Genomic DNA, 16,086 nt, shown 5'->3' with positions numbered 1-16,086 from the left:
AAATTTTCGGATTCCGCACGCGTGCAGGATCAATCGCTTTGGGGAATGTGTTCAATGCCGCCGTGCGTGCTGCTGTTCGATATCGACGGCACCCTCGCCGACACCGATGCGCTTCACGTCGAGGCCTTCAACGAGGTGTTCGGTCCATACGGTCACGTCTTCGACCGGCCGCGGGCCGCGAAGGAGCTGCTCGGCCGCTCCAACCAGTCGATCGGCGTGCAATTCCTCCCCGATGAGCCGCCGGAGCGCCGGGCCGAGGTGCTGGCGCAGAAGGAAGCGGCCTTCCGCGCCCGCGCGGCCGGGCAGGTGCGGCCGCTGCCCGGCCTGATGGCGTTGTTGGACTATGCGGACGCTGAGGCCATTCCGATCGTCGCAGTGACCAACGCGCCGCGCGCCAATGCCGAGCTGATCCTGCAGGGCCTGGGCATCATCGACCGCTTCAAGACGGTGATCATCGGCGACGAGCTGCCGCATGGCAAGCCGCACCCGCTGCCCTATCTGGAGGGCCTGCGTGCCGCGGGCGCCGAGGCGGAGCGCGCCATCGCTTTTGAGGATTCCCACGCCGGGATCACGTCGGCCTGCGCGGCCGGCATCGCCACGGTTGGGATGCGGACCAATCTCGCGCATGACGATCTGATCGCTGCCGGCGCGATCATGACGGCGAAGGCGTTCGATGAGCCGGATGTGTTCGATCTCGTGAAAGCGAGGCTGGCGCGTTGATGTCGCGCATCGCGGCGACCAGCGTTGTCGATCGATCAGCGCGTCGTGTCGCCGAACAGCGCCAGCAACGCATCGCGCGCTACGGTGATGCTCTGGTAAAGCGCGTCGCTGCCGCCGGCATCCGGATGCGCCGTCTTGGCCTTCTGCCGAAACGCGGCCTTGATCTCGGAAGGCGTGAGCGCGCCGTCGGGTGGGAGCGCCAGCGCCTCCCGGAATTCGCTGTGGTCGCTGCCCTCAGTCCGCCGCAGAAGCGCACGACGTGCTTTTTGTGCCGCGATGCGCAGGCCGACCTGATCCTGCTGCCAGCGCTGCCGCGACATCACCAGGCATGCGCCGAAGGCGATGCGGCCGTCGGTCTCGAGCGCATCGAGGCTGAACGGGCCGACCACGTCATAGGGCGGCGCGAGACAGGCGCGCCGGCCGTCGTCACTGGGCTCAATCCAGCCGATGGTCGCGAGGTCGACAACACCGAGCGAGCCGTTCCAGACCACCCATTGTGCCGTGTCCGTCACGCCGGCGCACGGGCCGGCTTGGCGGGCCCGAGGTCGACCTGGATCTCTCCGCCATCGATGCGGAGTTCGTAAGGATGCAGCACGTTGCGAACGATATGGGTGACGCATCTGCCGCTTCTGCCGTCGAAACCCCATTGGTGATGTGGGCACATGACGGTGGTCCCGTCGAAGCTCGCTTCGGTCAGCGGCATGTCGGCATGAGGACAGCGCCCGCGATAGGCCTTGAGCTCGCCACCGGCGGCCCAGACCAGCAGCACGCTCTTGCGGCCGACCTGGAACAGGCCCATGTCGCCTTCGCCCACGGCATTGGCAGCACAAACAGAGGTGAACGTCATCATGTCGCCTTTCGACAAGTGAGCCTCTTGAATGGGCCACACCGTTGAAGGGCCACAACGCAATTTCCGGACCAGCAAAAACGCCGCGCCTGAGGCGTATCCTGGCGCAGCAATGTCGGAAATGCGACGAGGCCGAACGCATCGGAGCCGGACCGCGGCTCGCTGCTTGTTTGGATGACGACGCCGTGGGATTGAAGCCTGCGCTGCGCGTGCAAGATGCGGAGCGCTGTTCACCTCGATGAGGTCAGGATCGATCATGTCCGTATCGCGTCTCCTGCTTGCTTTCGCTGCACTGCTGTTCGCCTCGGTCGCCTTCGCGGCTGACAAGCCCGGCGAAATCAAGGGGACGGTGCTGGAGCCGTCGCCGGACAATCTCGCGCTGACCTGGGCCAGGGCCAATCTGGTGCTGCCGGGAGTTTTGTTCGGCGGGCGGCGCTGGGAGGGATATGCGGAGGAAGCGCCCGACGTGATCGGCATCGCGCCGCTCGTCATCGTGATGCACGGCTCGAGCGGCGTGGCGCCGGCGGTGAAGGAGTTTCAGGTCTGGTTGGCCGATGAGCTTGGCGTCGCCTCGGTCGCACCCGACAGCCTCGCGATTCCCGATCGCCTGACCTACACCTCGCCGATCGATGTCGACACCTATGAGCGCGTGCATGCGCTGCGCCTCGCCGAGCTCGAGCATGCACTGAAGGCGGCGCGCGACTGGAGCTGGGTCGATCGGCTGCGCCTCGTCCTCGCCGGCACCAGCGAGGGTGCCGTGGCCGTCGGCCGCTATTCCGGCAAGGATGCCGCGGCGCGGCTGATCTATTCCTGGTCGTGCGAGAGCAACTACTTCGTCAGCGAACCTCACCTCGGTATTGGACCGAAGGAGCCGGTCCTGAACGTGATCGCCGCCCGCGATCCGTACTTCTCCGCCGCCAATCCCTGGAATAAGGACCGCGGCGTCACCGGCTCCTGCGCCGCCGCGCTCAAGGATGATCCGAAAGCCGAGGTCATGGTGATCGATGCCGACGTGCACACGATCCTGAACCGGCCCGAGGTGCGGGAGCGGACCGCGCAATTCCTGCGCGGTGTGCTGGATCGATGAAGAGATGCATGATCGCGCAGAGACGGCGGAGACGTCGCATCATCGGCCGTCAGTATGAGTCGGCCGTCCGACGGTCCGGTTCATCGTTCATGATAATTAATTTTTCGACACCAAGTTGTTAGATCGAACGCCAGACGCGTCTGACTAGACCAAAGTAGCGCGCGAATTCGCAGGAAGCGATCTAGGAAACGCCGTTCCAATACCTAGCTCTCGCGCGCCGATATTGAACGGCACGGATCGCCCGATGGCGCGAGCTGCGAACAGCCGCCGCGCCGGCATCGGGCGACATTGGAGTCTTTCATCATGGATACCACCAGCCTGGTCCAGCCGGCCCTATGGGCCGCTGCTATCGTCGTGCTGCTTGCACTGCTGAAGCTCGCCAACATCTTCTGCTACATCCCGAACAACCAGGTCGGGATCGTCGAAAAGCTTTGGACTTTCCGCGGCTCGGTCGCGGAAGGCTTCATCGCGTTGAATGGCGAGGCCGGCTTCGAGCCGGAAGTGCTGCGCGGCGGCCTGCACCTGTTCTTCCCCTTCATGTATCGGATTCACCGCTCCGACCTCGTCACGGTCGGCCAGGGCAAGATCGCCTATGTGTTCGCGCGCGATGGTGCGCCGCTCGGCGCCTCCCAGGTGCTCGGCGCCAACGACAGCGACGACAAATCCGACTTCGAGGACACCCGGCGCTTTCTGCTCGCAGGTGGCCAGAAGGGGCCGCAGCGCAAGGTCCTGCGCGAAGGCACCTACGCGATCAACACCACGCAATTTGCCATCATTACCGACGAACGGGTCTACGGCCACGCGCTGAGCACGCAGGAACGCACCGTGCTCGACGGCATGCAGCTCACCATCGCCGAGCGCTGGGGCTTCACGCCGGTGATTCTGGCCGCCGATCACGACTTGGTCGGCATCGTCACCGTCCATGACGGCCCGTCGCTGCCGCCCGGCGAGATCATTGCGCCGGAGGTCGGCATCGAGCTCAACGACGGCGTCACCTTTCACAACAATTTCCAGGAGCCAGAAAAATTCCTGACCGCGGGCGGTTATCGCGGGCGCCAGCTCCAGGTCATCGTCGAGGGCACCTGGTACATCAACCGGCTGTTTGCCACTGTCGAAGCCGTGCCGAAGACGATCATTCCGGTCGGCAATGTCGGCGTGGTCATCTTCTACACCGGCCCGCGCACCGCCGACGTGTCGGGCGAGCAATATCGCCATGGCGAGCTCGTCAGCAACGGCAGCCGCGGCGTCTGGAAGGATCCGCTGCTGCCGGGCAAATATGCCTTCAACACCTATGCAGGAAAGATCGAGATCATCCCGACCGTCAATTTCATCCTCAAATGGGTGCGCGGCGAGGTCGGCGCGATGAAGCTCGACGAGAACCTGTCGGAGATCTCGCTGATCACCAAGGATGCGTTCGAACCGACATTGCCGCTCTCGGTCGTCATGCATATCGACTACAAGAAGGCACCCATGATCATCCAGCGCTTCGGCGACGTGAAGAAGCTGGTCGAGCAGACACTCGATCCGATGGTCAGCGCCTTCTTCAAGAACATCGCGCAGAAGATGACCCTGATCGAGCTGTTGCAGAACCGCGCCGCGATCCAGGAGGAGTCGGCCTCGGTGATGAAGGCCAAGTTCGAGACCTATTCGCTCGATCTGCAGGAGGTGCTGATCGGAACCCCGCGCGCCGCGCCGGGCGACCAGACCATCGAGAACATCCTGATCCAGCTCCGCATGCGCCAGGTCGCGCGCGAGCAGGTCGAGACCTTCCAGGAACAGGAAAAGGCTGCGATTCAGGAGCGTACGCTCAATGAAGCCAAGGCGACGGCGGCGGCGCAATCCGCGCTGACGCAGTCGCTGATCCAGATCAAGGTCAATGAGAACGAAGGCGCCGCCGCGCTCGCTCGCGCCCAGAAGGACGCCGAGACGCGCAAGGTCACGGCCGCAGCCGTCGGCGAGCAGTCGCGGCTGGAGGGCCAGGGCGAGGCCGATCGCGTGCTGGCCGTCGGCGCGGCGAACGCGCAGGCGACCAAGCTGTCGGTCGATGCCTATGGCGGCCCTGAGTTCAGGCTGGCTGAGCAGAACTTTGCGAAGTTCGCGGACGCGCTGACCCGGATCAACCAGCCCCTGGTGCCGCAATTCCTGATGTCGGGCGGGCAGGGGCAGGAGAGCGGCAATGCCGGTCTGATTCCGACGGCGATGCTGAGCTCGATGTTCGGCCGCATGATGCCGGATGCGCTGGAGCAGCTGAAGGCCGAGGCGCCGCGCGCGGGGCGGTGAGCTGCGCTGCTATGATTCGACCGCAGCGTCGGACAGGGCTTGCACGGCAGTCGCCATGCAAGCCTGCTCCGGCCCTGCAGAAGGGAGCATCGATGTTTCATGCTCGCTCCGGCGTCCATAGGGAGCGCCACGCCTGAAACCAAGCTGACATCTCGCTGACATTTAGCTGACATGGGTCGACAGCAGCCGGTCAGCGTGGGTTGGCCATTGTAGAGAGCGCGGCCGATCAATCGGCCGAGGTGACGAGTAGGAAATGTACATGCGCCAGCTCTTGATCGTGGTCGGCCCCTCGGAGGAGCCGGACCAGCCGAGCTCGCGGGCTGCCGATGTTCGGGGTGCCGCGGATCACGAGAGCCGCTCGCCTGTCATCTGGGCGCAAGGCGGCCGCACCAGGATCGCAACGGGCTCACGGCTGCCATTCTTGGAGGGCAAACTGTGGACGCTCTTGAGCGCGGTGTCCATCCGCCTGCGGGCCAGCTTCTCCAGCGTGTTTTCATGGATCGAATCTTGGCGTCGCGTCGCGCGCGATGGGCGTCCGGGCCTCGCGGTGTCGCCAGTTCTGCACCACAGTCACGCTCGATCGATTCAACAGCGAATCACGCCGCGGCATCGCGCCCGCTTGTCCCGCGCCACTCGCGCAGCACGGCGTCGATCGCGTCGGTCCTCAACTTGTATCAGTGACCGTTGTTAGCGCAGGATGAGTGGGGCGACGCGAAACCCATCGGCTCAAGCTACGCATGCCATGGTGGGGTCTCGCCGGAGCGCCGAACCCGTTCTCCAGACGTCCGGGACGACTTGAAGTTCAACACCGCGATTGCGTTCTATCCCATCTGCAGCGCGGTTTCGCAGTGGCTGGAGATTCCGACGCCGATCCTGATCGGCGAGTTGGACGACTGGTCCCCGGCCAAGAATTGCGAGCAATGGATGTCGCTGCGCGCGAACAAGGGGGCCGCCGTCAAGCCTCGTTCCGATGCGTATCAACCCTCGATCGGCGGAAGGCTCATGATGGGTGCTGCCAAGAAAGACCCTCGCAACAGGTTCACTGATGACCGCGCGGTGAGACCGGTCGCAAGCGTGAGATCGCTTTCGGGAACGATCCGCTGATGAATCTCCTCGCTGCTCTTGATGCGGTAACGCGGACTCTCCGAGTTGATATCGGGTTCGGGCATCAGGCGCGTGATTTCGTACGGGCCTGCAGCGGCCGCACGCATCAGGCTCGGCTTCAGCTCGACGAACTGGCCCACGCAGAATGTGTGTTTCAAAGTGAATAACCTTTTCTATTTCTTCTTGCCGGAGCCGAGTGTCGGCTGCCAGGCGCCGGATTTTTGGCTCGGCGCCGCGGCTATCGTCTTGATTTTCTGCTTTTTCGGTTTCTTGGCTTCCCGATTGCCTCTTTGCTCGCCTTTGGCCATGTCGATGTTTCCTCGCGTGTGATGATGGGCAGGTGTTGAGTCCGGGTTATCGTGTTCACCGCCGGCCGTGCATGGCGAGCAACGGCGAACGCGGGGCAGCCGGCTCAAAAAAAGCGTCGGCGCTGCCGAGGTCGACTCCATCACGGCATCGACCCATCACGGCATCGAATCGAATTCATCCGGCACCTGACCGGCGCGAAACAACACGGTGGGCTGATCGTCGTAGTCACCGGTCTCGACGTCCGAGGAGGTTGAAAAGGCAACCACTCCGGCCTTGGTCAGCGCCAGCCTTTCGGCTGTTCGGCGCGCACCGCCCTCGGACTGGCAGACGATCGGCGCGCCGGCCTTCAATCTATTCCCTTTCGCAGGATCGAAGGTTTGAACCAGGAAGTGCGTCTGGCGCGACATTGAGGCTCCCTTTTTCGAACTGTGCGCCCTTTTTTGTTCAATAGCTAATCATTTGTTTGAACTGCGACCCGCGTCCGGCAGGAACGTATTTGGCCGCCCTTGCCCAAAGGCTGGGTGAAAGGGGTAGCTATTTGGGTTGAATGCGCGCATGGTGCGCCGATGCCCAGAGATGTCCGGCGGAATTGTCTGAAGCCTAGCTAGTGACGCCGACGCATGAATGAACCGCCGATCGATCTCGACAAGCATCGCGGCATTGCCGCGCAGAAGGCGACCGATATCCGACGCGTGCTTGCGGACGTCGAAGCGAACGCGAAGCTTCTGCGGGATCAGCAGGCAGTGATCGAGGACCAGATTCTTTCGGCGCCGGCGGCGACGTGGGCGGAGGCGGCGGCAAAGGCGCGGTACTTGCTGAACCTGTATGCGGCAAGCCTTGCGCCTACCGATACCCATCATCGTGATCTGATCGCAGCCATCGTGGCCGACTTCGCTCGGCTCTCGGCAAGCGCCGGCTCCGACAACTGAACCCGCCCTCTTGAACCCGCCGTCCTGCGCTCGACGGCAAGATCGCGCATCACGGAAAGGATATCATGCAAAATCTCTCGCCACGTCGCGTCCAAACGGAGGAGGCGCTTCGTCTCGGCGTCGCGTCCGGCTGGTATGTGACCAAGGCTAGCGGCACCTTCGTGTCGGGTCCGCATGCGTCATCCGCCGAATGTCTGCGCAGGATTGCCGAGATCGACCCGCCGCCCGTCAAGAAGAAGACGAGAGGGCAGCTGGCATAGCGGCTTTGGAAAGCCGACGCGCTGCGGGCGTGGATAACCAGGGCCGGCCGCTCGATGTTCTCCAGAGATCGGTGGAAGGGCTCGCATGGGGGATACAAGCCTCGCGTCGGCTTGGCACGCTACGCGATGGCGATGATCTCGAGTTCTTGATCCCCCGAGCCCACAACGTCCCCGACGGCTTTGCCCATAATGGATCTTGCAACCGGTGACACAAAGGAAATCGAGCCGGTCTTGGGGTCGGCTTCGTCCTCGCCCACGATGCGGTAGGTCTGCACCCGGCCATCGCCGCGGCTGAAGGTCACCGTGCTGCCGAAGGCGACGGTGTCGGCGGACGTCGGATTGGGAATGAGTTGAGCCGTTCGCAACCGCGCAGAGAAGTAGCGCATATCACGCAACGGAACCGCGGCCTGACGTCGCCGCTCGTTCACATCCTCGATTCCTTGTGCCGCCTCGTAAGCTTGGCGCGCCTGTTGAAGCTGGAGCTCCAGCGCGCGCAGCCCCGCCTCGGTCACGAGGTTCGGATGCGGCGAGATCGGGCGGTCCGGGAGCAGCGTCTCGGACGCGGTCTCGGCACTTTCTTCCTTGGTGAAGGCGACGCTCAATCCCGAACTCCGTATCAAAATCCATCAAACGGGCTCTATAGCACCTGCTCGAAGTAAGCTGCATTGAAAGACCTGCAAGGCCCTGCGCCTTACATGCTCCACCTCAAAGTCCAACGGCGCGCTTCAAGCCGCTCTCGATCCAGCTGAGAACAGGAACAGGCGTAAACTCCTGAAGCGAGATCGCGATGACCGCAAGTAGGACTGCGTATACGGCCGTCCCGCGCGCCATCCGTTGGGCAAGAGGCGGGTAGGGCGGGGCGTTGTTCGGAGGCCAGGCGTAGGTTGTTTCCCATTCAGCCTGTGGGATCTGCTGGGGGCGGATTCGCTCCAGCGGCAGCCAGGCCCGGTAGGCTTCAGCACCCCGTTCGCGCGCGATCGGGTGGCGCAACCAAAGGATGTTGTTTCTGCCGATGATATCAATCAGCAGTCCCAGCATGATGCGGGCGATGGCCACAAGCGCCCAGCAGGCCAGATAGACATAGGCGATCATCAGCCAGAAGGTCAGGCCGGACCGGGTGAAGGACTTGACCGTGACGACGGCCGACACCGCTCGCACGGACCAATCGACCAGCTCGTCGAGCCCATCAAAAGCCTCTCCCAAGATGGTGTGTTCGTCCGCCGCCTGCATCAGCAGGATGAGGAAGATCACGATCGAGAACTGCACGAGAGGAAACTGCAGCAGCTTCCTGACGGGCGCCCAAATCAGCCTGATCATGCGACGTGCTCCGGTCCCGCGAGCGATAGCAGCTGCAACGAACGATTGGCCTAGCCGCGGGCCAGAGATTGCCCCCGGAGCAGCATAGTAGCGATTCCGGCCATGTTGCCAACGTGTCGCCCACCACCTCGTGGCGGCGAGGCGCATCGCGATCATCACGAAGGTCGAGGCGGGGAACCATTGCCGTGAGAACGAGCTGCGGTTGCATGCGAGCCTTGCATTGCCAAGGGGTTACGACGCCGCTCCGCTATGCCATCAGGGGGTATTCCAGGGTCATGAAGCATCATCTGCCAATTCGCGCGGGCTTTGCATCCCGTGCGACACATGAGGAGCTTTTATAACGTCAATGTCGACCGTCGCCATCGAGACCTCACCCGCCGTCCCGCTCAATCCACGCTCCCGCGTGCTTCTCGCGAGCCTCGTCGGCACAACAATCGAGTTCTACGACTTCTACGTTTATGCCACTGCGGCCGTGCTGGTATTCCCGCATCTGTTCTTCCCTGCGGGCAATGATACCACCGCGCTGCTCGCTTCCTTCGCCGTGTTCGGCGCCGCCATGATCGCGCGTCCGCTGGGCGCAGTGTTCTTCGGCCATCTCGGCGACAAGCGCGGCCGCAAGATCACGCTGGTCGGGGCGCTGCTCACGATGGGCATCGCGACCTTCCTGATCGGGCTGCTGCCGACCTATCCGCTGGCCGGCTGGATCGCGCCGGCGCTGCTCGTGCTGCTGCGGCTCGCGCAAGGCTTCGCGCTCGGCGGCGAGTGGAGCGGGGCGGCGCTGGTTGCAACCGAGAACGCGCCGAAGGGCAAGCGCGCGATCTTCGGCACCTTCCCGCAGCTCGGCGCGCCGATCGGCTTCATCATCGCCAATGGCCTGTTTCTGACCATAGCCGCGGCGCTGCCGTCGGGCGATCCGTCGCGGCCGTCGCAGGCGTTCCTCGACTGGGGCTGGCGTATCCCGTTCCTGTTCTCGGCCGTGATGGTCGTGGTCGGCCTGTGGGTGCGGCTCAACCTGGTTGAGAGCAAGGCGTTCGAGAGGGCGGTGCGATCAGGCCAGGTGCACAAGCTGCCGTTCGTGGCGGCGCTGCGGACTTACTGGAAGGAGCTGATCCTCGGCACCTTCTACATGCTTGCGACCTATGTGCTGTTCTACCTGATGACCACGTTCTCGCTGTCCTATGGCCGTGCGGCGGTGACCGCGCCGCTGCCGGGTCTCGGCTATGACTATCGCAGCTTCGTGCTGATGATGATCATCGGCGTGGTGTTCTTCGGCGTCTTCACCCTGGTCTCCGGCCCCTGGGCCGATCGCCATGGCCGCCGCAAGACGCTGATCGTGGTGACCTCGGCGATCGCAATTTTCGGCCTGCTCTGGGTGCCGATGCTGAAGGCCGGCTTCGTCGGCGTGATGGCTTGGCTCATTCTCGGCTTTGCGCTGATGGGCATGACCTTCGGCCCGATGGGCGCACTCTTGCCTGAGCTGTTCCCGGCCAATGTGCGCTACACCGGTTCAGGCATTTCCTACAATGTGTCCTCGATCCTGGGCGCCGCGGTGGCGCCCTTCATCGCCGTGGCGCTATGGAGCGCCGGCGGCGGCTCCCCGTTCCTGGTCGGCCTCTATCTCACCGTGATGGCGCTGCTGACCCTGATCGCGCTGCTGATCGGCAAGGAAACGCAACACGTCGACATCGACGCCTGAGCAAGCAATTTCCTCGCCTGATTCAGGGCGAAGTTACGTTTCAGATCCAGGGCTGTTTCGGCCGGCACGGGCAGGCATGTCATGGATCATGATGCGTTCACGCAATCCGCATCTGGCGCGGACGTCGGCCGGCGTCCGCGCATCGCTTTTCTCGATATATTGAAGCCGCAGGAGATCTCATTTCTCCGCGACATCATCGCGTCTCTCGCGCCCGACTACGACATCCGCTTCGTGCATTCGCGGCAGGAAGGCGAGCTGATCGAGGCGATCGCCTGGGCCGATGTCGTCTGGCTGGAATGGTGCCTCGAGCACGCGGTCTGGGCCACCAACCGCATCGACATGCGCGCTCATGCCAAGAAGGTCATCGTGCGCCTGCATTCGACCGAGGTGATCGACGGCCGCTTCCCGCACCAGGTGAAGTGGGAGGCGGTCGATCATCTGATCTTCGTCAGCGAGGACATTCGCGACCAGCTCTTGAACCAGATGCCCGACCTGCCGAAACGTGTCATGCAGTCGGTGATCTCCAACGGCATCGATTGCGACCGCTTCGTGCCGGGGGGCGAGGCCGGCGATTTCTGCCGGATCGCCTGGGTCGGCGACGTCGCAATGAAGAAGAACCCGATGCTGGCGTTGCAGATCCTGCGGCGCCTCGTCGACGTCGATCCGCGCTATCACCTGCATGTGGCGGGTGAGGTGAATTGTGCGCGCACGGCGCGCTACCTCGATCATCTGATCGGCGCCATGGATCTCGGCCGATCTGTCAGCTTCTACGGGCGAATTGCCGACATCGAGAGCTGGTATCGCGACAAGGGCGTGCTGCTCTCCACCACGCTCTATGAAAGCTTCGGCATGAATATCGGCGAGGCAATGGCGAGCGGCTGCTGGCCGGTGGTGCACGACTATCCCGGCGCTGCCAAGACTTGGCCAGCGGAGACGCTGTTTGCCAGTGTCGATCAGGCGGTCGCGCGCATCCTTGACGCGCAGCCGAATGCTTACCGGTCTTTTGTTCTCGATCGCTATTCGGTGTCGCGTCAGGAACAGGCCGTCCGCCGACTGCTCAGCTCCCTGAACGGGGCCGCCGCGTTCGATGCGCAGGCCTATTGGGAGCAGCGCCACGCCTCATTGCAAGGCTCGATCCGCAGCGTTGGCCATATCGGTCTCGGCGAGGCAGAGAACCAACAGGATTATGCGACCAATGCCGAGCATCTGCGCAAGGCGCTGCTCGACAGATTTCCCGAGCCGGACGGCAAGTTGCTGCTCGACGCCGGTTGCGGCATCGGCCTGGTTTCCGCGCTCTGCGCCGGACTCGGCTTTGACGTGATCGGTGTCGACTTTTCCGAGACCGCGATCGCGCAAGCGCGCGTCCGCGTGCCTCAGGGCAGCTTCATCGTCGGAACGTTCGACCAGGTTTCCGTGCCGCCGGTCGACGTCGCCATCTGCATGGACTTGTTCTTTCACATTCTCGATGATGAGCTCTGGGTGCGGAGCTTCCAGGCGCTGGCCGCGAAGCTGAAAGCAGGCGGCCGGCTCCTGGTGCTCGAGCATTTTCCGGGCAAGCCGAGCGATGCGCCGCATGTGCGCTGGCGCTCGCTTGCGGCCTATCGCGATGCGGCTGCCGTGCTTGGTCTCACGTTAAGCGCAGTCGACACCTACCGGCTGCAGCAGATCGGCGCCGACAAGACCCTGCTCGTGTTCGACAAGGTTCTCGCCGACGTTGAAAGCGAAGCGCCTGGGCTCGCGCCCGACGACGCCGCAGATCGGCTCGCTCTCATCGTACAATAGGTCTCCCATGCCGCGCGTCTCCATCATCATCCGCACCAAGAACCGCCTGGTCTTGTTGGCGCGCAGCCTGCTCAGCGTACAGCAGCAGCGCTTTGACGACTGGGAGATCATCATCGTCAATGACGGTGGCGACGCGCCGGCGCTGGACGAACTCTTGACGCAGGTGCCTGATGTGGTGCGTCGGCGCGTCTCGGTGATCCATCATGCCGAGTCCAAGGGGCGCTGGGCGGCAGCCAACGTCGGCGTGAAAGCCGCGCGCGGTGATCTCCTGGTCATTCACGATGATGACGACAGCTGGCACGACGGCTTTCTGCCGACCATGGTCGCGGCGATCGATCGCGAGCCGGCGTCGGTCGCCGGCGTTGCCTGCCATACCCAATATGTCGATGAGGTCGTGGTCAACGGCACCATCGCGCGCAAGGGCGTGCGTCCCTTCAACGATTGGGTGCGCAACGTGACCCTGTTCCGGATGGCGTCGCGGAATTTCATTCCGCCGATTTCCCTGCTCTACCGCGCCAGGGTGCATGAGACGCTTGGTCTCTACCGCGAGGAGTTGCCGGTTCTCGGCGATTGGGACTTCTATATGCGGCTGCTGTCGCAGTTCGATATCCAGCTCGTGCCGCGCGTTCTTGCCAATTACCATCTGCGCCCGGCCGATGCCGGCGAGCAGTTCGGCAATTCGGTGAAGGCCGGAATCCAAAGCCACACTCAGGTCGAAGCGCGGATTCTGAATGACCTGCTGCGCCAGGATCTGGCCTGGGGCAAGGTTGGGCTCGGGACCATTGCCAATCTCGCCTACGACCTGCGTGAGCTGCGGGAGAGTTCGTCACTGACGATCGGAGGCCTCGGCGAGCTGGCGCAGGTGTTGCGCCTGCGAGCAACGGGTTGATCGCACGGGGCCTTGTACGGGCCAAAATGCGAAATGTCAGGAACGATCGCCGACGACGAAGGATAATGTGACGGGTTCTATTGCCGGTCGAACCGGAACGTGTCATCCGGTGACGAACGCCAACATGGTTGCAGGCGATCGAGATCGGACCAGATGAGCCGGACACAGGCTAAGACCGAGGCCAAGACACAGGCGAAGAGCCAGGCCAGGACCAAGCGCGCAGACCCCGTGCGACGGGTCGGCAGGCCGCCCAAGGACCTGGCCGGCGATGTCGACCAGCGCATTCTGGACGCGGCGCAGCATGTCTTTCTGAAGCGTGGTTTCGATGGGGCGAGCATCGATGAGATCGCGGAAACCGCGCCGGCCAGCAAGCCGACCATCTATGCGCGATTTCCAGGCAAGGATGCGCTGTTCGCCGCAGTGGTGGCGCGCGTGGTCCAAGGATTGACGGATTTCGAGACCTTCAAGCCTTCGGGGCGGACGCTGCAGGAGAAGCTGGTCAATCTGGCCGGCGCAATCGTCGATCGCGCGCTGAAGGAAACCGTCGCTCTGCTGCGCGTGACGATCGCGGAATCGCCGCGTTTCCCCAAATTGAGCCGTGAGGCGCACCAGGCCTCACGCGAGCGCACGCAGGTTGCGGTCGGCAAGCTGCTGGCGGACATGACGCAGGCGCCGGCGAAGACGGCCAAGCGCGCCTCGGCGGCGAAGAGCGCGGCCGTGACCGCCGAAATCTTCCTGGACCTGATCCTGCTGCCGGTCCTGATGCGCTGTCTGATGGGCGTGGACGAAAGTGCGCTCCGCAAGGAACTGCCGGACTTCATCCGCGAGCGCGTCAATGTCTTCCTCGCCGCCTGCGGTCCCGATGCGGAGTGAGACCGAGAGGCCGCTCAGTGCCGGCCCGGCGCCGGTTCGAGCTGCACCTGTTTCAGACCGCCATTGCTGACCACGATGATGATAAAGCTCAGCCGGCCGTCGTTGTTCGCCAGTCCGCCTGCGATGGCCTTGCCGGCTGCCGACTTCTCCGCGATCAGCACGGCATCCGACATCTTGAGATGGGCCGCACGCAGCGCAGCCAGGTTATGACGGTCCAGCTCGTTCAGCTCCTGCAGCGACGAGAACAGGGCGCTGTTTTTCACCTCGGCCGTGATTCCATCGACGTCGCATTCAAACACCTGGCCGCTCTTGATGGTGCGGACCTTGTAAAGCGGCGCGCCGAGCGCCCCGTCAAAGCTGATATCGGCCGTCACCGAGCCGGGGTGGATCTTTTCGGCGATCCGCATGGCCTGATGCAGCGACACTCCCGCCCTGCGGAACAGGTCGAGCTCGTGGTCGACGGTCTCCTGAGACGTTGCTGCGTCGTCGCCGGATTGAGTTGCGGTCGCGGCCTGCGGTTCGACCGGCACGGCGCTCGCGGGAGCCAGGGCAAGCAAGCCGATCAGGGCACACGCGCAAAGATATTTTACGGGCATTGGCTGCTCCTGTTGCATTGATGCTTCGATCACCCCGCCTGCTCTCGAAGAGCAGCGCGGGTTCGCACACAGCCCGGATGAACAAAACTACACTGTATCGTTTATAACAGGGTCGCCCCGCTGTCAAGCGGCCGCCGGTCGCAGCTGCGCGCCGTTTGTCGCGGTCTAAAGCTCCGGAGGGGCGTGCCGCCAGAACTGACCGGAACGGGCCATGTCGTGGCCGAGACGGTAGAGGCTCCTCATATAGTCGGTCTCGAAGCCGGCGCCCTGGCTTTCGGGCACGGATGCATCAATCGAGGTCATGTTGAAGGCGAGCCCGTTACGCTTGGCGAATTGAAAGGTGGCGGCAAGATAGGACCGCGTCTCGCGCTTGCTCTTCAGCGCCAGCGAGCGCACCGCAATCGCCCGCGTGCCGTTCTCCACCGATTCGAATGCCGGCGTCGTCCGCCCGTTCATGATGACGTAGATCGCGGGTTTGGGCGCGAAGCTCTGCTTGGCGCCATCCGGCTGCATCAGGAGCCGATCGGGGAAGGTGAAGACCTGGGTCGAGACGCCGCCATCGACATGCATCTCCTCGATCGAACGGCCATCGGCCGATGCTTCGATCAGCAGCGGCGGGAAGGCCACCGGCGCGCTGGCCGAGGCCGCCAGGACCTGACGGAACAGCGAGAGGGCGCGGGGGGAGGGAGAGGAGGCGATGGCGCCCATATCCCACAGCACCGGACGGGCCGCATCCAAATCCGTCGTCACCACCAGAAGCCGCCGGCCCTTGGCGTGCTCGGCCGCGATCGCCTGCAGCAGCTCCGGTGTCGCATAGTGGCCGATCGCCGTGCGAAGCGGCTGGCCGTCGAAGATCGAGGAGCCGAACAGCGCTCCGAAAGCGCTGGGCGAGGCCGCAAAGGAACTCGCCAGTCCGCTGGTGTACATCTCCTTCACCGTCCCGTCATAGGCCGGTCCGAGAAAGGCAAAGGGGGCGATCAGCGCGCCGGTGCTGACGCCGGAGACGATGGTGAATTCCGGCCGGGTGCCGCTCTCCGTCCAGCCATTGAGCACGCCGGCGCCGAACGCGCCGTCCCCGCCGCCGCCGGAGAGCGCGAGATAGGTGAACGGCTTATTGGGCTGCAGTCGCGGCCTGATCGAGGAGCGGTCAAAGCTCTCCGGCGGACCATCCGCCCACATCCTGATTTCGCCGAAGCCGTCGATGGTCGCACGTTTCGCTTCTGCCGAGGAATAGGTCGCACGATCCACGGTCGCGCATGCGGCCAGCATCCAGGCAAGGCCGCAGAGCGCCGCCACGACCATGGCGCGCCGACGTATCGAAACCACTGACACCCACGTCTCCTGTCTCGGATCCAAAAGAATTGAAACATACCGTATCGTATTATTCTTGAAAAGCG

The 16,086-nt window shown here is 63.7% G+C and carries 18 protein-coding genes; 10 read left to right on the top strand and 8 right to left on the bottom strand.

Annotation, left to right across the window (positions count from 1 at the left end):
* Window positions 1-54 precede the first annotated feature (54 nt).
* Entirely contained in the window at window positions 55-720 is a 666-nt protein-coding gene (locus ACQR1W_RS35800) for an HAD family hydrolase (protein WP_434855177.1), read from the top strand.
* 35 nt (window positions 721-755) lie between these two features.
* On the opposite strand, the gene ACQR1W_RS35795 is transcribed toward ACQR1W_RS35800, so the two are convergent.
* The gene (locus tag ACQR1W_RS35795) at window positions 756-1,232 is read right to left on the bottom strand and encodes a J domain-containing protein (protein ID WP_434855176.1); all 477 of its coding nucleotides are present in this window, start codon (window positions 1,230-1,232) and stop codon (window positions 756-758) included.
* A complete protein-coding gene (locus tag ACQR1W_RS35790; RefSeq protein WP_434855279.1) occupies window positions 1,229-1,567 on the bottom strand; it encodes a Rieske (2Fe-2S) protein in 339 nt (112 codons plus the stop codon). Before ACQR1W_RS35790 ends, ACQR1W_RS35795 begins: the two co-directional genes overlap by 4 nt.
* Before the next feature lie 256 nt (window positions 1,568-1,823).
* Between ACQR1W_RS35790 and ACQR1W_RS35785 the strand changes: the two genes are divergently transcribed.
* The 3 genes from ACQR1W_RS35785 to ACQR1W_RS35775 all read left to right on the top strand — a co-directional run bounded on the left by ACQR1W_RS35785 (window position 1,824) and on the right by ACQR1W_RS35775 (window position 6,038).
* Window positions 1,824-2,654 (top strand): hypothetical protein, encoded by an 831-nt coding sequence (locus ACQR1W_RS35785; RefSeq protein WP_434855175.1) that lies wholly within the window; start codon window positions 1,824-1,826, stop codon window positions 2,652-2,654.
* Between the two features lie 303 nt (window positions 2,655-2,957).
* Window positions 2,958-4,934, top strand: a complete 1,977-nt coding sequence (locus tag ACQR1W_RS35780) for an SPFH domain-containing protein (protein ID WP_434855174.1) — start codon at window positions 2,958-2,960, stop codon at window positions 4,932-4,934.
* Window positions 4,935-5,618: 684 nt separating this feature from the next.
* Window positions 5,619-6,038 carry a hypothetical protein gene (locus tag ACQR1W_RS35775; protein ID WP_434855173.1) on the top strand — a complete coding sequence of 140 codons (420 nt, stop codon included), beginning with the start codon at window positions 5,619-5,621 and terminating at the stop codon, window positions 6,036-6,038.
* A gap of 173 nt (window positions 6,039-6,211) precedes the next feature.
* Here ACQR1W_RS35775 and ACQR1W_RS35770 read toward each other — a convergent pair whose 3' ends face one another.
* Both ACQR1W_RS35770 and ACQR1W_RS35765 read right to left on the bottom strand, forming a co-directional pair.
* Complete coding sequence (locus ACQR1W_RS35770) at window positions 6,212-6,346, bottom strand: hypothetical protein (RefSeq protein WP_434855172.1); 135 nt, start codon at window positions 6,344-6,346, stop codon at window positions 6,212-6,214.
* Between the two features lie 156 nt (window positions 6,347-6,502).
* Window positions 6,503-6,754 carry a hypothetical protein gene (locus ACQR1W_RS35765; RefSeq protein ID WP_434855171.1) on the bottom strand — a complete coding sequence of 84 codons (252 nt, stop codon included), beginning with the start codon at window positions 6,752-6,754 and terminating at the stop codon, window positions 6,503-6,505.
* 213 nt (window positions 6,755-6,967) lie between these two features.
* On the opposite strand from ACQR1W_RS35765, the gene ACQR1W_RS35760 reads away from it, so the two are divergent.
* Window positions 6,968-7,276 (top strand): hypothetical protein, encoded by a 309-nt coding sequence (locus ACQR1W_RS35760; protein WP_434855170.1) that lies wholly within the window; start codon window positions 6,968-6,970, stop codon window positions 7,274-7,276.
* Between the two features lie 65 nt (window positions 7,277-7,341).
* On the top strand, window positions 7,342-7,536 hold the full coding sequence (locus ACQR1W_RS35755) for a hypothetical protein (protein ID WP_434855169.1): 195 nt from the start codon (window positions 7,342-7,344) through the stop codon (window positions 7,534-7,536).
* 119 nt (window positions 7,537-7,655) lie between these two features.
* Here ACQR1W_RS35755 and greA read toward each other — a convergent pair whose 3' ends face one another.
* Window positions 7,656-8,138, bottom strand: coding sequence for a transcription elongation factor GreA (gene greA / locus ACQR1W_RS35750; RefSeq protein ID WP_434855168.1), 483 nt, complete (start codon window positions 8,136-8,138; stop codon window positions 7,656-7,658).
* A 103-nt stretch (window positions 8,139-8,241) separates the two neighbouring features.
* Window positions 8,242-8,853, bottom strand: coding sequence for a hypothetical protein (locus ACQR1W_RS35745; RefSeq protein WP_434855167.1), 612 nt, complete (start codon window positions 8,851-8,853; stop codon window positions 8,242-8,244).
* 346 nt (window positions 8,854-9,199) lie between these two features.
* Here ACQR1W_RS35745 and ACQR1W_RS35740 point away from each other — a divergent pair, with 346 nt between their 5' ends.
* From ACQR1W_RS35740 to ACQR1W_RS35725, 4 genes are all read left to right on the top strand, one after another.
* Window positions 9,200-10,549 carry an MFS transporter gene (locus ACQR1W_RS35740; RefSeq protein ID WP_434855166.1) on the top strand — a complete coding sequence of 450 codons (1,350 nt, stop codon included), beginning with the start codon at window positions 9,200-9,202 and terminating at the stop codon, window positions 10,547-10,549.
* An 81-nt stretch (window positions 10,550-10,630) separates the two neighbouring features.
* Window positions 10,631-12,331, top strand: a complete 1,701-nt coding sequence (locus ACQR1W_RS35735) for a glycosyltransferase (protein WP_434855165.1) — start codon at window positions 10,631-10,633, stop codon at window positions 12,329-12,331.
* A gap of 7 nt (window positions 12,332-12,338) precedes the next feature.
* Complete coding sequence (locus ACQR1W_RS35730; RefSeq protein WP_434855164.1) at window positions 12,339-13,220, top strand: glycosyltransferase family 2 protein; 882 nt, start codon at window positions 12,339-12,341, stop codon at window positions 13,218-13,220.
* Window positions 13,221-13,373: 153 nt separating this feature from the next.
* Window positions 13,374-14,093, top strand: a complete 720-nt coding sequence (locus ACQR1W_RS35725) for a TetR/AcrR family transcriptional regulator (RefSeq protein WP_434855163.1) — start codon at window positions 13,374-13,376, stop codon at window positions 14,091-14,093.
* Between the two features lie 14 nt (window positions 14,094-14,107).
* Here ACQR1W_RS35725 and ACQR1W_RS35720 read toward each other — a convergent pair whose 3' ends face one another.
* Both ACQR1W_RS35720 and ACQR1W_RS35715 read right to left on the bottom strand, forming a co-directional pair.
* A complete protein-coding gene (locus ACQR1W_RS35720; protein ID WP_434855162.1) occupies window positions 14,108-14,689 on the bottom strand; it encodes a PepSY domain-containing protein in 582 nt (193 codons plus the stop codon).
* 165 nt (window positions 14,690-14,854) lie between these two features.
* Complete coding sequence (locus tag ACQR1W_RS35715) at window positions 14,855-16,021, bottom strand: patatin-like phospholipase family protein (RefSeq protein WP_434855161.1); 1,167 nt, start codon at window positions 16,019-16,021, stop codon at window positions 14,855-14,857.
* Between the last annotated feature and the right edge of the window lie 65 nt (window positions 16,022-16,086).

It is taken from the genome of Bradyrhizobium sp. HKCCYLS1011 (genome assembly GCF_051167795.1).
In the GTDB taxonomy this organism is placed as follows: domain Bacteria; phylum Pseudomonadota; class Alphaproteobacteria; order Rhizobiales; family Xanthobacteraceae; genus Bradyrhizobium.
This window is presented reverse-complemented; position numbering and strand designations above follow the sequence as displayed.